Origin of the sequence: Sphingorhabdus sp. (assembly GCF_044374345.1) — a bacterium.
Lineage (GTDB): Bacteria > Pseudomonadota > Alphaproteobacteria > Sphingomonadales > Sphingomonadaceae > Sphingorhabdus_B.
In genome coordinates, this window is the sequence record NZ_JBILOS010000056.1 from 1 (window position 1) to 14,231 (window position 14,231).

Annotated in this window: 12 protein-coding genes, 2 tRNA genes and 1 pseudogene; 7 read left to right on the forward strand and 8 right to left on the reverse strand. The window is 55.6% G+C overall.

Annotated elements, in window-relative coordinates; all coding sequences use genetic code 11:
- Positions 1–412, forward strand: a 412-nt coding sequence (locus ACIQ5B_RS07055) for a 5-formyltetrahydrofolate cyclo-ligase (protein ID WP_397598396.1), incomplete at its 5' end; no start/stop codon positions are given.
- A complete protein-coding gene (locus ACIQ5B_RS07060) occupies positions 409–645 on the forward strand; it encodes a DUF2842 domain-containing protein (RefSeq protein WP_395629418.1) in 237 nt (78 codons plus the stop codon). The genes ACIQ5B_RS07055 and ACIQ5B_RS07060, both read left to right, overlap by 4 nt.
- Before the next feature lie 12 nt (positions 646–657).
- On the opposite strand, the gene ACIQ5B_RS07065 is transcribed toward ACIQ5B_RS07060, so the two are convergent.
- The 5 genes from ACIQ5B_RS07065 to thyA form a co-directional block, all read right to left on the reverse strand.
- Positions 658–734, reverse strand: a tRNA-Asp gene (locus ACIQ5B_RS07065).
- Between the two features lie 130 nt (positions 735–864).
- Entirely contained in the window at positions 865–2,124 is a 1,260-nt protein-coding gene (locus ACIQ5B_RS07070) for a dihydrolipoamide acetyltransferase family protein (protein ID WP_397598397.1), read from the reverse strand.
- Between the two features lie 4 nt (positions 2,125–2,128).
- Complete coding sequence (locus tag ACIQ5B_RS07075) at positions 2,129–3,157, reverse strand: alpha-ketoacid dehydrogenase subunit beta (protein WP_397598398.1); 1,029 nt, start codon at positions 3,155–3,157, stop codon at positions 2,129–2,131.
- Positions 3,157–4,443: a thiamine pyrophosphate-dependent enzyme gene (locus ACIQ5B_RS07080; protein ID WP_397598399.1), complete on the reverse strand. Its 1,287-nt coding sequence runs from the start codon at positions 4,441–4,443 to the stop codon at positions 3,157–3,159. Before ACIQ5B_RS07080 ends, ACIQ5B_RS07075 begins: the two co-directional genes overlap by 1 nt.
- A gap of 109 nt (positions 4,444–4,552) precedes the next feature.
- Positions 4,553–5,485 carry a thymidylate synthase gene (thyA, locus tag ACIQ5B_RS07085; protein WP_397598400.1) on the reverse strand — a complete coding sequence of 311 codons (933 nt, stop codon included), beginning with the start codon at positions 5,483–5,485 and terminating at the stop codon, positions 4,553–4,555.
- Positions 5,486–5,624: 139 nt separating this feature from the next.
- Between thyA and ACIQ5B_RS07090 the strand changes: the two genes are divergently transcribed.
- From ACIQ5B_RS07090 to ACIQ5B_RS07105, 4 genes are all read left to right on the forward strand, one after another.
- Positions 5,625–7,766 (forward strand): EAL domain-containing protein, encoded by a 2,142-nt coding sequence (locus ACIQ5B_RS07090; RefSeq protein WP_397598401.1) that lies wholly within the window; start codon positions 5,625–5,627, stop codon positions 7,764–7,766.
- Positions 7,767–7,774: 8 nt separating this feature from the next.
- Entirely contained in the window at positions 7,775–8,716 is a 942-nt protein-coding gene (locus ACIQ5B_RS07095) for a response regulator (protein WP_397598402.1), read from the forward strand.
- 180 nt (positions 8,717–8,896) lie between these two features.
- Positions 8,897–11,110 carry a catalase/peroxidase HPI gene (katG, locus tag ACIQ5B_RS07100; RefSeq protein ID WP_397598403.1) on the forward strand — a complete coding sequence of 738 codons (2,214 nt, stop codon included), beginning with the start codon at positions 8,897–8,899 and terminating at the stop codon, positions 11,108–11,110.
- 77 nt (positions 11,111–11,187) lie between these two features.
- The gene (locus ACIQ5B_RS07105) at positions 11,188–11,565 is read left to right on the forward strand and encodes a c-type cytochrome (protein WP_397598404.1); all 378 of its coding nucleotides are present in this window, start codon (positions 11,188–11,190) and stop codon (positions 11,563–11,565) included.
- A gap of 43 nt (positions 11,566–11,608) precedes the next feature.
- Here ACIQ5B_RS07105 and ACIQ5B_RS07110 read toward each other — a convergent pair whose 3' ends face one another.
- Both ACIQ5B_RS07110 and ACIQ5B_RS07115 read right to left on the reverse strand, forming a co-directional pair.
- Positions 11,609–13,282: a M20/M25/M40 family metallo-hydrolase gene (locus ACIQ5B_RS07110; RefSeq protein ID WP_397598405.1), complete on the reverse strand. Its 1,674-nt coding sequence runs from the start codon at positions 13,280–13,282 to the stop codon at positions 11,609–11,611.
- 127 nt (positions 13,283–13,409) lie between these two features.
- Positions 13,410–13,499 (reverse strand) — tRNA-Ser (locus ACIQ5B_RS07115).
- 132 nt (positions 13,500–13,631) lie between these two features.
- Between ACIQ5B_RS07115 and hspQ the strand changes: the two genes are divergently transcribed.
- Positions 13,632–13,982 (forward strand): heat shock protein HspQ, encoded by a 351-nt coding sequence (hspQ, locus tag ACIQ5B_RS07120; protein ID WP_397598406.1) that lies wholly within the window; start codon positions 13,632–13,634, stop codon positions 13,980–13,982.
- Here hspQ and ACIQ5B_RS07125 read toward each other — a convergent pair.
- Positions 13,976–14,231 (reverse strand): annotated as a pseudogene (locus ACIQ5B_RS07125) (hypothetical protein); the annotation flags it as partial. The gene hspQ and the pseudogene ACIQ5B_RS07125 sit on opposite strands and share 7 nt — an antisense overlap.

The following is a 14,231-nucleotide window of genomic DNA, read 5'->3' on the forward strand; positions in this document are numbered from 1 at the left end:
CTATGTCGCAAAGGGCTCCGAAGTCGATCCCGCGGCGATCCTTGCACAAGCGCATGCCATGGGCTGCGACCTTGCCCTGCCCCATGTAACCAGCAAAAGCGCACCCATGCGGTTTTTACGCTGGTCGCCCGATGACGACCTTGTCCCGGGCGCATTCGGCCTTCTACAGCCTGCTGAGACCGCCCCTGAGTGTAAACCCGATATAGTCCTTGTTCCCATGCTGGCCTATGACGACAGGCTCATCCGGCTTGGCCAGGGTGCGGGTCATTATGATCGCGCACTCAGCGTGCTGGATCATTCCATCGCCATCGGCCTTGCCTGGTCGGTTCAATTCACCTCTGCACTCGCATCGGATATTTGGGACGTTCCGCTCGATGCCGTGCTTACAGAAAAATCCTGGATAACATTATGAATGGACCACAGAAGCAACCGACATGGCGTAAGCCCGCGGGCATGCTGGCGATATTGCTGATTATTCTGGTTTGGTCGGTGCTGATTGTCAGCGCGTCTGAATTCATCGGCCAACTGCACATATTGTTGCAGAGCGTCATTTATTTGATCGCCGGCGTTATCTGGATCGCGCCCATGCGGCCACTGATGATCTGGATGGAAACAGGTTCGTTCCGCGCACCACCTACAACCTGATTTTCAGGGAAGTGGCGCGAGTGACGGGGCTCGAACCCGCGACCTCCGGCGTGACAGGCCGGCGCTCTAACCAACTGAGCTACACCCGCTAACTTGCGGTGGGGGCGCACTATAAGCGACGCAAGATTCTGTCAACGGCATTTGTCATAAAAGGCTCGTTTTCCGGCAAATGAGTTCCAAACCCGGCTTTTTCGCTACCAAAATCTCGACTGACAAATTTTAATCGGCGAATAGCAAAACCGGCGTTTCGAGTAGCTTTTTCAAAGCTTGAACATAATTGGCTGCATCCCAACCGTCGACAACACGATGGTCGCAGCTGATCGACAGGTTCATCAATTTTCGCGCCTCGATTGTGTCGCCGACAAACATTGGGCGTTCGACAATCTTGTTGGGCCCGATGATCGCAACCTCAGGGCGATTGATGACAGGCGTGGTCACAATGCCGCCCAAGGGGCCAAGTGACGTCACCGTAAGCGTGGAGCCCGACAGCTCTTCACTTTTCGCTGTACCGCTCCGTGCAGCGTTGGCAAGGCGCGCAATCTCCATCGCAAGCTGCCAGATATTTTTGTCTTGCGCATCGCGGATGACGGGGACCATCAATCCGGCATCGGTTTGCGTCGCCATGCCCAAATGCACAGCGCCATGGCGCGTCACCACGCCATTTTCGTCGTCGTAACGGGCGTTGATCATCGGAAATTGCGGAATCGACTTGCAGATCGCCACGATAAGCAATGGGAGCATGGTCAGCTTTGGCCTTGCGCCGCGATTGGCGTTCAGGTCGGCGCGCATCGCTTCAATCGCGGTGACGTCAATTTCTTCAACATAGGTAAAATGCGGGATGTGGCGTTTGGATGCCGCCATATTGTCCGCGATACGCCGGCGCATACCGATGACTTTGACAATTTCGTCATCACGGCGCGCGCTGATATGGGGTGCGCGGTAGCCCTGCCCGCTTCCATAGGCCAAAAACGCGTCGAGATCCGCGTGCCGCACATGCCCGCCTGCCGCCTTGACGTCAGTCAATTCGACGCCGAGATCCTTTGCACGTTGGCGCACTGCGGGCGACGCCGTAATCTTATGGTCGGCGCTCATGCTAGGCGACTGCGCCGCTGCATCTGTAGGGCTTTCCTGCACGACCGCTGGTTCCGCAGCGACTGGTTCAGGCGCATGTGGCAGTTCGTCTTCGACCGTGGCAACCGCTTCTACCTGTACCGTGCGTTCCCCCTGACTGACGTCAGTCGCGGTTTCTATCTCCACGAGCATGGATCCGATGGCGATGACATCACCCGCCTCGCCAGCAACCTTGGTCACGATCCCCGCCACCGGGCTTTCCATTTCGACGGTCGCTTTGTCGGTCATCATATCCGCCAGCGGCTGGTCTTCAGAAATTCTGTCGCCAACCTTTACATGCCATGCAACGATTTCCGCCTCGGCTATGCCTTCACCAATATCCGGTAAGTTGAATGTGAATATGGACATAAAGTCAGTCCTTCATGATCTTGTCAAATGCGCGGGCGAGCCGCACGGGGCCGGGGAAATATGCCCATTCGAGGCTGTGTGGATATGGCGTGTCAAATCCGGTCACACGCTCTATTGGTGCCTCGAGATGATAGAAGCACCGTTCCTGCACTTGTGCCGCCAGTTCAGCGCCAAAGCCGCTCGTTCGGGTCGCTTCATGCACAACCATACAGCGGCCCGTTTTCTTCACCGATGCCTCAATGGTTTCGATGTCCAGTGGCAATAATGTCCGCAGGTCGATGATTTCGGCGTCAATGCCATGCTCTGCGACGACGGCCTTCACCACATGTACCATCGTGCCGTAGGTCAGGACCGTGACAGCCTGCCCCTCCCGCACAACCGCCGCCTTGCCTAAGTCGATGCGATAATAGCCTTCTGGAACGGCGCTGCCGTCATGTTTGGACCATGGTTCGACCGGACGGTCATAATAGCCGCTGAACGGGCCATTATAGATCCGCTTGGGCTCAAAAAACACGACTGGGTCATTGTCTTCGATCGCGGCAATCAGCAGCCCCTTTGCATCATAAGGTGTCGCGGGAATAACTGTCTTGATCCCGCAGACGTGCGTGAACAGGCTTTCGGGGCTTTGGCTATGCGTTTGGCCGCCGAATATGCCGCCGCCAAAGGGCGAACGCACGGTCATGGGGCAGATAAAGTCATTGGCGGAACGATAGCGCATGCGCGCAGCCTCGCTGACCAACTGGTCAAGGCCGGGATAGATGTAATCGGCAAACTGAATTTCGGGCACGGGGCGAAGGCCATAGGCTGCCATGCCGACTCCAACGCCAATGATGCCACATTCGCTGATGGGCGTATCAAAAACACGGGTTTTGCCATGCTTTTTCTGAAGCCCCGCAGTCGCGCGGAACACGCCGCCGAAATAGCCGACGTCTTCCCCCATGATGACAACGTCGGGGTCTTTCGCCAGCATCACGTCGAGCGCGCTATTGATTGCCTCAATCATGTTCATCGTTTTGGTCGCGGGCTCAGACATCAGCGCGCCTCCCATTCAGGGCCGAATTTGTCGCGTTGTTCTTCCAACATCTGTTCGCATTGTTCTTTCAAATGCCATGGCATTTCTTCGAACACATCTTCGAACATGGTTTCCATTGGGTGATGCAGGCCGTGGCCTAAAATCCCGTTCTGCTCCGCCTCTTTCTGGGACGCCTTTACGAAATCGGACAGCTCCAGAATGAGCGCCTCATGCTGCTCGTCAATCCACGCGCCAATCGCTATCAAATGATTCTTGAGACGCGTCACAGGGTCGCCAAGCGGCCATAAGGCATATTCTTCCGCCGCACGGTACGCGTCGGGGTCATCCGACGTCGAATGCCCTTCCCCGCGATAGGTGAAATATTCGATTAAGGTTGGCCCGCCGTTCGTCCGCGCGCGGTTGGCCGCCCACTGCATGGCGGCAAAAACCGCGAGCGCATCATTGCCGTCCACGCGCAGTCCAGCGATGCCATAACCGATCGCACGGGCGGCGAACGTTGTCCGCTCACTCCCTGCAAAACCGGAGAATGACGAAATCGCCCATTGGTTGTTCACCACCTGAAAGATAACCGGCGCATTATATACGGCGGCAAATGTCAGCGCGCTGTGGAAGTCCCCTTCTGCGGTCGATCCATCACCACACCAAACGGCCGAGATACGGGTATCGGCGCGCGATGCAGACGCCATCGCCCAACCCACCGCCTGCGGATATTGCGTTGTCAGGTTGCCCGAAATGCTGAAAAATCCGTAATCCTTGGCCGAATACATGATGGGTAGCTGGCGTCCCTTCAGACGATCGCCACTGTTCGAATAAATCTGGTTCATCATATCAACCAGCGGATAATCTCGCGTAATCAGAATGCCTTGCTGGCGATAGCTTGGAAAACACATGTCATCCGAATGCAGCGCCATCGTAGTTGCAACCGACGTCGCTTCTTCGCCGAAAGACTTCATATAGAAACTGGTTTTGCCCTGCCGCTGTGCACGGAACATGCGGTCATCAAAGGCGCGCAATAACAGCATCTTGCGCAGCATGGCCCGCAGCGTATCTGCATCGAGCCTGGGATTCCAACTGCCAACGGCGCGATTATCATCGCCCAAGACGCGGACAAGGCCATAAGCAAGCGCATGTATATCCGCCGGGCTGGCGTGCTCATCCGGACGCGTTATGGCGTCCACTTCGGGCACAATGATGTCGCTAAAATCGGCCTTATCGCCGGGGCGGAACTTGGGTTCCGGCACATGGAGATGAAGCGGCGCGAGATTGTCCTTGATACCGTGCATCATCACCATCTCCGCAGTTATTTACCCGAAACGACTCAGGCAGTTTATTATCGATGGTTGTTATAATATTTCAAACGGTCCTTTAGGTCAATATAGCTGTCCTAATGCGCAATTAGACCGCAACCGGCGCAGAAATGTGGGATTGCGGATGATAATCGGACACTTCAAAATCGTCGATGCGGAAATCAAAAATGCTGTCGGGCGTGCGCAAAAGCTTTAGCTTGGGGTTGCCAGACGGCGCTCGGCTCAACTGCTCCTCAACCAACGGTGCGTGGTTCAGATATAAATGCACGTCGCCGCCCTGCCAGATGAGTTCGCCCGCCTTGTACCCACAGACCGCGGCGAGCATCCGCGTCAATAAAGCAGCAGAAAATGCATTGAACGCAAATCCCAATCCAAGGTCGCACGAACGCTGAAACAAGATGCAGCTCAAGACATTGTCCGCGACATGGAACTGGTAAGTCTTGTGGCAAGGCGGAAGCGCCATTTGATCAAGCTCGGCGACGTTCCACCCTTCGATGATGTGGCGGCGCGACCCCGGGTTGTTCTTCAAACTTTCGACCAGCAGACTGACTTGATCGATGCCCTTCTCGGCACGCCGGAATAGCCCGTTGTCAGTGGCCTCATACCGCGGCCAGTTGACCCACTGCGCGCCATATACTGGACCCAAATCGCCCCATTGCGCGGCAAAGCCATCATCTTCGACAATGCGCTGTTCAAATGCCTCTTGCGTGATTTCCTCGCCCGTTTCGCGCCGATATCGAGCCAAAGGCCAGTCGGACCAGATTTTGACATTCTGTTGAAGCAAGGGCTGAATATTTGTGTTGCCGGTCAAAAACCATAGCATCTCCCGCGCCGCTGTTTTCCAGTACACCCGCTTGGTGGTCAACAGCGGAATAGCATCGTCGGCCAGCGAAAAGCGCATAGTGGCGCCGAACAACGCTTTGGTGCCAACACCAGTCCGATCGCGCTGGACAGCACCCTCGGTCCAAATGCGGCGCATCAACGAAAGATATTGCTCTTCATAATGAGGCATATTGTGCATGCCCCACTGCTAAGGCCGGAGCATGTTTTTGGCAACCGTCGGAATCCAAACACCTTCGGTCAGGTGCACGGACACATAGCCCGCGAAACACGAACAGCGGTTTAACCATTCCTTGAGATTATGCCGATACCGCTGTGGCATGCATGCGCGCATTGTCATTGTAGACGACAGATCGACCAACTTACGCATTTACGCGCAATATGTTGCGATGATGGGTCCGGAGTTCTCCGCGAAGTGTTTTCATAGCGCGATTGAGGCTTTGCAATGGCTGGAGACCGAGACTGCAGACCTGCTTGTGGTGGACTACCGCATGCCCGAAATGAACGGTGCGGAATTTATCAGCAAATTCCGTTCACGCACCGCTGGCGCGCATATTCCTGCGATCATCATTACGGCGCGGCAAGACCGGGAATGCCGCATTACAGCGCTGGATGCCGGCGCGACCGATTTTTTGCAAACGCCAGTATCCCACATCGAATTTCGCGATCGCGCATTATTGCTCTTGGGCCAGCATTATCGGCAGCAAGAGCTCAAGCAATCACTAGAGGCCAATCGGACCGGCGCAGATAGCACGGACGGCGACGATAAAGGCGGCAAGTCGATGCTGGAGCAAATCATCGACACGACGCCGATTTTGATCAACGCGACGGACCGAAACGGTAAATTTCTGTTTTTAAATTCCTATCAGGCAGCGCTGTTCGGTCGCGACCCCGACCAACTGGTGGGCCGTCCCATTTCGGACATCATGGAACGCGAATTGCTTGAGCGCGAAACGCGCCGGAATAACGTCATTTTGGAGAAGGGAATCTCTCTACCTAATTTCGAAGAGAAATTTGTCAGTGAAGGCATTGATCTCACTTTTCACTGCAACAAATCACCGCTCCGGAACAAAGATAACCAAACCATAGGTGTCCTGACCACCGGGCTTGATATCACGGCGCGCAAATTCGCCGAAGAGCACCGAACGCATCTTGCCTTGCATGATATGCTCACGGGCCTTCCCAATCGTACATTGCTTGCACAATGGATGCGCACCGCTATCGATGAGAGCAAGGCAAGCGGCAAGGTTGCGGCGCTGCTGCTGCTCGACCTTGACAGATTTAAAGTCATTAACGACACGCGCGGGCACCAGACAGGCGATATTTTGCTGCGCCAAGTCGCCGAGCGTCTTACCTCCGCCCTGGACAGCAATGGCTTTGCCGCGCGCATCGGCGGGGACGAATTCGCCATTGTCCTCCAAAATCTCGAGGACAATAATAAAGCCGCAGCCGTGTGCACCAACCTGCTCGCAACAATCGGTGATCCCTATATGATAGGCGGGGTTGAGCAGCTCATCGGTGGCAGCATTGGTATCGCGCTTATTCCCGAAGATGGTACCTCCCCCGATGAACTGCTGCGTCTGGCGGACCTTGCCATGTATGAGGCCAAATCCTCTGGCCGAAATTGCTTCTGCTTCTTTTCCCCGCACATGAACCACATCGCGCAATTGAATGCAGGCATCGAGAGCGACCTGCGTGACGCGCTCAACAGCGATCAGTTGTTCCTGGAATATCAGCCGATAGTCGATACCGCGTCAGGCAATTATGTAGGCCTTGAGGCTCTATTGCGTTGGAACCATCCGGTCAGGGGACGCTTGTACCCGTCCGATTTTATCAAGGTGGCCAATGACTCGGGCTTAATTGGTCGTATCGGCACATGGGTCATTGAAGCCGTGTGCAAACAGATTGCCTTGTTTGCCGAAGAAGGCATTGAACTTCCACATATAGCCGTCAACGTATCGCCCAAGCAGTTTGAATATGCAGCCATGTGTTCCGAAATTCTCGATCTGGCCGCGAAATATGCCATTCCACCCGGCAAGCTGGCGATTGAAATTACCGAAGAGCTGTTAATTGACAACAGCCCAAAGGTGCGCGAGCAATTGGCAACTTTACGCGCGGGCGGCATTCAAATTTCGATCGACGATTTTGGCACGGGCTATTCATCACTTCAATATTTGCGAGACCTGCCGGCCACCCGTTTAAAAATTGACCAAACCTTCATCTCGCGGGTCGAAACGTCGGCAACGGATCGCGCCATCATCTCCACTATCGGCCATTTGGCCCATGCGCTGAATATGCGGGTCGTCGCAGAGGGCGTCGAGACAGAGGCCCAGTTCACGCTGCTACGCGCTTCCGGTTGCGATGAGGTTCAAGGATATCTGATGGGTCGTCCGCTTTCTGTCCATAACCTCCATCGTCTTTTTAAGGACGGTGCCCAGCCATTCAGGCTAGCGGCAAAATGAGGTCCTTTGTGAGAAAGCTGCGCGGTGATGTAACGCCTGAACAGGATATCCTGCGCAACCGAACCGGTATAGGCAGTACGCACCGCGTCGAAATACCATCGGCCACGCGCTACACGCCCAAACGCGTATTGGTGGCGGATGACAACCGGACGAACCGAAATGTCCTAGCCGCCATTTTGGAAGCTGCTGGCCATATAGTTGTCATGGTCACGGACGGCGACGAAGCGCTTGAGGAAATGAAAAAGGGTGGCATCGATATATTGCTGATCGACGTGAACATGCCGCGACTTAACGGCATCGACACCTGTTCCATATGGCGTGAGCGTGAAGGCGGACGAAACCACCTGCCGATTATCGGCATAACAGCCGACGCAACTTCAGAAACCGAGATCAAGTGCCGAAGCGTGGGAATGGATATGCGCATCACTAAGCCTGTGGACGCGCAAATGCTTCTCAACGCCATCGAAAAGTATTGCTGCGCCGACACGAATGAAGCGGCAATTCCCCAGCCATTACCAACCGATCCGTTGGATGAAGTCGCGTCCATCTTTGGAAATATTCCAGCAGCTGGAGCGCCAATCGACCACGGTCAAATCCAGTATCTGTTGTCTATTGGCGATCACGCTTTTGTGAATGCGATGATCGAAGGCTTTGTCGAAGATGTCGAACAAACGCTGGGCCCCTTACGTAAAGCCGTTGCGGAAGGCGATGTTTCGGAATTCCGTTTCTGCGCACATGCGTTCAAAAGTTCCGGCAACAATATGGGCGCCCGTTCACTATCGCGCCTATGCGGACGGCTTGAAAAAGTCAGTGAAACCGACTTCTTGGAACATCGTTTTGCCTATCTTCAGGAAATGGAACAGGAAGCCGCAACGGCGGTCGATGCCCTTAAGTCAGATGTGTATTTCACGCCAAATGGCGTCAATGCACAGGCGGGCTCAACCACCTGACTGCAGATTGCGTCAGCAAAAACACATTATTGCGAACCTTCTTGGGCCGTCGCTTCTGGTCACTATCATCAACGCAATCGATTATTGTGACCAATCAATCTCGTTGGGCTTGGCGACGCATCGCCAGTAACACCATCATACACCAAATGGGTGTCCACGGTTAAACGGGAGAAGAATTCCATGAAAATACGCAACATCGCCCTCGTCGCGTTGCTTGCCGCCACATCACCAGTGGCCCTCGCATCTGCGGCACATGCCGAAACGGCCGAACCAAAAGCGGAATGGTGGCCAAAGAAGGTCGACTTGACTGCGCTGCGCCAAAATGAAGCGCGCGCGAACCCTTATGGCGACGACTTTAACTATGCGTCCGAATTTGCCACACTCGATCTTGATGCGGTCAAGGAAGACATTCGCAAGGTCCTAAAAACATCGCAGCCTTGGTGGCCATCTGACTATGGCCATTATGGTCCGTTCTTCATCCGCATGGCATGGCACAGCGCAGGCACCTATCGCACCGGAGATGGTCGCGGTGGATCTGACGGCGGCGAAATGCGCTTTGAACCGCTTAATTCTTGGCCAGATAACGTAAACCTCGACAAGGCACGCCGCTTGGTATGGCCAATCAAGCAAAAATACGGCCGTAAACTTTCATGGGGCGACCTGATGGTTCTCTCCGGAAATGTGGCTATGGAAGACATGGGCTTCAAAACCCTTGGCTTTGCTGGCGGTCGCGTCGACAGATGGCAGCCTGATCTCGTGTTCTGGGGCCCCGAAACCAAATTGCTGACCGACCAACGCCGCGACGCAAAGGGCAATTTGAAGGGTCCATTGGCGGCAACGCAGATGGGGCTTATCTATGTCAATCCAGAAGGTCCAAACGGCGTTCCTGACCCCCTCGCCGCGGCGACCGACATTCGCCGTGCATTTGGTGCGATGGCGATGAACGACGCCGAAACGGCTGCGCTGATCGCGGGTGGCCACACCTTTGGAAAAGCACATGGCGCAAAGAAGCCCGAAGAGTGCGTTGCCGGTGACCCCGGCGTGGCGCCCATTGAACAGCAAGGCTTGGGCTGGACAAACAAATGCGGCAAAGGCCATTCGGAAGATACAATTTCCAGCGGACTTGAAGGTGCGTGGACGTCCAACCCAATCGCGTTCACCACGCAGTATCTCGACAATCTTTACGGCTTTGAATGGGTAAAGACGAAAAGCCCTGCTGGCGCCGTACAGTGGATACCAACCGACCCATCGGCAGCGAACATGGTTCCAGATGCACATCGTCCTGACGTGCGTCATGCACCCATCATGTTCACCACCGACATTGCATTGCGTGAAGACCCCGGATTCCGGAAGATTACCAAGCGCTGGCAGAAAAATCCGCAAGAGTTCGCGGACGCGTTTGCACAGGCATGGTTCAAGCTAACCCACCGCGACATGGGGCCACAAGCCCGTTATCTCGGCAAGGACGCGCCAAAAGTGACCTTGAAGTGGCAGGACCCGCTACCGAAGGCAAATTATGCCCCCATCGGCGCGGAGGATATCGTGCAGTTGAAGGCCAGCATTTTGGCTTCAGGCCTAACGACCGCCGAGCTCGTACGGACAGCATGGGCATCGGCATCAACCTTCCGCGCAACCGATATGCGTGGCGGAGCCAATGGTGGCCGTCTGCGCCTCGCGCCGCAGAAGGATTGGGCCGTCAATGACCCTGCCGAAGTCAGCAAGGTTGTGGCCAAGCTTGAAACGGTCCGCACCGCGTTCAACAAAAGCGCGAAGGGCGGCCAGCAGGTCAGCATCGCCGACTTGATCGTGCTTGGCGGTAATGCGGCCATCGAACAAGCTGCAAAGGCCGCTGGGCAGGATGTCACCGTTCCGTTCAAGGCTGGACGCGTCGACGCCGGACAGGACCAAACCGATGTGGAATCGTTCAACCAGCTGCAACCAAAAGCCGACGGTTTCCGTAACTATTTTGCATCAGACGCCTATTTCGGTCCAACCGAAGCGCTGATCGATAAGGCGGACTTGCTTGACCTGACCGTTGCAGAAACGACCGTATTGGTCGGCGGTATGCGCGTTCTGGGTGCGAATGCGGGCGGTTTGACTGCGGGTGTATTCACGAGCAAGCCAGGCACGCTGACCAACGACTTCTTTACCAATCTGCTGTCCATGGACACAGTATGGGCGAAGTCGGCGACCAATGCTGGCCTGTATGAAGGCAAGGACCGGGCAACCGGTGCGGCCAAGTGGACCGCAACACCGGTCGACCTCGTTTTCGGGTCAAATGCTGAGCTGCGTGCCGTCGCCGAAGTATATGCTTCGGATGATGGCAAAGAAAAGTTCGTGGCCGATTTCATCGCGGCATGGACCAAGGTCATGGACGCAGATCGCTTCCAATAACCCATATTGAAGGCGACGGCGGTTCATTCTGCCGTCGCCATTTTTCTATCTATCAATTGTAACTGGTGAGGCTAAGCGTGCGCTATTTCCCGCTATCAGTGGCTCTTGCCGCGTTTCCCATCTTTTTCGCGGCAACCCCGCTATTCAGTCCGGCGACGGCGCAGCAAGCACGCCCACCCGCATTTGCGGTGTGCGCTGGCTGTCATTCGACACAGGCTGGAAAGACAGCATTCGGCCCTAGCCTAGCCGGCGTCGGCGGCCGCCGCGCTGGCACGCTTGCAGGATATGCCTACAGCCCCGCGCTCAAGGCGTCTGGACTAACGTGGAACGCCAAAACGCTCGACCGGTGGTTAACCAATCCAAGGAAAACCGTACCCGGCACCAAAATGCCCTTTAACGGCATTCAGGACCGCAAAGCGCGTGAACAGGTCATCGCTTATTTGCTGACTTTATGATGCTGTGACGGCGCAAAGATGACCGTACGAAGCAAACCGCCGTTCACTGCTTGCTATCGGAATAAACGGCTCGGCTCTCGGCAGGCGCGTCCAGTAAAACCCACAATGAAACGGACGCTGCCCCCAGCAAGGTGACAACGGTTATCATCCGTGCCTTTCGAACCTCCATGCCGGGCCAAAGCGGTAGTGTCGATAAAACGGCCAATGCCAGTGGTAGCGCTGCCACGAACGGAAGCGTCGGCCCTACCCCTTGCATCAACTGATGCCCCAGCGCCAACATGTAGCCTCCGACCAGTGCCGCAATACCAATCCGCACGGCAGAATGCCGTACCCAAAGGGTAATGGTGACAAGCACCATTGGTAGAACCAGCACATAAGCTGCCGTCGGCGCCAATGCTTGCGCGGCAAGGCACATGATAAACAGTGGTAGCGCCGCACCTACAACACCGACGCGACTTGGTCTCCAGCTGGCAAAAGCCGTGAGAAACGCCGCAAGCGAACCCAACACCGCCATAACCTCTAGCCGAGGGATCGCGGCCAAGCGGTCATAATAATTGGCGGGCTCGAGCCCAAGGGATAAGCGATTAAGCGCGAAGAGTATCGCCGCACTGAGTACGATCAGCGCTAACATACGTCCAGCACCCGCGGCTAAACCGTTTGCTCCGTCTTGCCGTACGGCAAGGCCCATTCCGCCCGCCGCGATGATTATCATTCCCCAACCAAGCCAAGCGGGATAGATCGCCGTGAACAAACCGAATACGTCAAAAAACACGGTATCAGGGGCCCTTTGGGGAAGCCTGTCTATTTTTAGGAGCGCTTGGGTTAGGTCGAGAACCTGTCCACCCATGTCCTGTAATGCGCCTTGATCAAGGTTGTCTGGCGTCGCCATTGGTGAATGGTAGAGGCCGGATCGCCCGATAAAGGCAAAGTTATAGGCGGCGTAATCATGCTTGATGACAGGTGTCAGATCGGAATCATTGGGGAGGAGCGCGTAAATGAACGCAGCAAGTGAAGATGCACCAGGGCGACGGACCGCATCGGCGTAAACTTGCATAGCTTCACCATTCTGTTGCGACGTCTGGAACAGGGTAGTCCGTCCCCCGCCTCCGCGTGCTTCCATATTGATAACCGCGCCGGCGCTTTTGCGTAAAGGATGGTTCGCCCAGAATTGACGCGCGCCCTGTAAGCCAAGTTCTTCGCCATCGGTGACCAGCATGACCAGATCGCGTTCCTGTTGCCCCTGAGCGCGGATTGCGCGCACGACTTCCAAGCTTGCAGCGACACCCGATGCATCGTCTGCGGCGCCGGGCGAGCCCCAAACCGTATCATGGTGCGACATCAGGACGACTGAAGGAGCGTTGCGATTTTTCCCGGGCAGAATGCCGATTAAATTGACCAAGGTGGCTGGTGGGTCATTGCGTCCGCTCCAATGATTGCGCCGTTTTGTTCCCTTGGCGTCGATGAGGCCCGTGCTGGTCGAAACTTCCATCCCGAGAGCTTCCATGCGGCGTAGGATATGATCGCGCACGACTGCGTTCTCCGCCGAACCAGTAACGTGCGGATGTTTTGCCATTGTCCTCACATCCGCCATAGCCCGAGTGGCAGAGAAGCTTCGCAGCGGTGCATCACTGGGCGTTGCCTCCGGCGGGGTCGTCGCAAAAATCGCCAACAGTACCGCGGCAAGCAGCGCCATCAACATCGGACCAAACCTCTTCATGCGCACCCCTCCCGGTTAAAAAGCCTACGGCTCACCCCAGTCTCCTTGGGTCGGACAGGCTTTATGACTTCGTGTAAGTCGTGAGACCAAATGCACGTTTTGTCAAAACATAAGGGCAGGCAAAAAATGGCGGAGAGATAGGGATTCGAACCCTAGGTACCGTCACCGGCACGCCGCATTTCGAGTGCGGTGCTTTCGACCACTCAGCCATCTCTCCGCAAATCATTAGGACTGGTCGTTGCCGGCAAACCGGCGCGTCCTGATGACAGAGCGGGGCCATTAACTGATGTTTTTCGCTTTGCCAAGACTGAAGGTTGATTTGCGCGGCATTAGGCATGATATTAGTCGTATGACGTCACAAATTCCTCTTCCTGAACAAGCTGAAGCTGCATTTTCCATCGGCGATGTGGTCCGCCACCGCATTTTTGACTTTCGCGGCGTCGTTTTCGACATCGATCCGGTGTTCGCTAACAGCGACGAATGGTATGAATCGATACCCGAGCCCATTCGGCCGATCAAAAATCAGCCATTTTATCACCTGTTCGCGGAAAATGCCGAAAGCAGCTATATCGCCTATGTTAGCCAGCAAAATTTGCTGTCAGACTGCGAACAAGGGCCGGTCAGTCACCCCGGCATCGGCGCGGTGTTTGAAGGTTGGGATGGCAACCAATATCAATTAAAGCGCCTCATGCGTCAGTGAGTATTGGACGGCATTGCGGCGATCCATTGCCGCAACAATTCCACGCCTTCTTCATGCACCGTTGAGCGCCCAAGCTCTGGCATCGCGATGCCCGGATCCGTGCTTTCCATGCGCTTTAACAAAATGGACTGGTCGGGCTGACCGGGGGCGATGATGAAATCAAGATCGCTGCTGGCCCTGCCCGCCGCGACTGGCCTTTTGCCAACACCTAACGCCGCAGCGCCCGTCGCAGAACCGTCCAGAAATAGG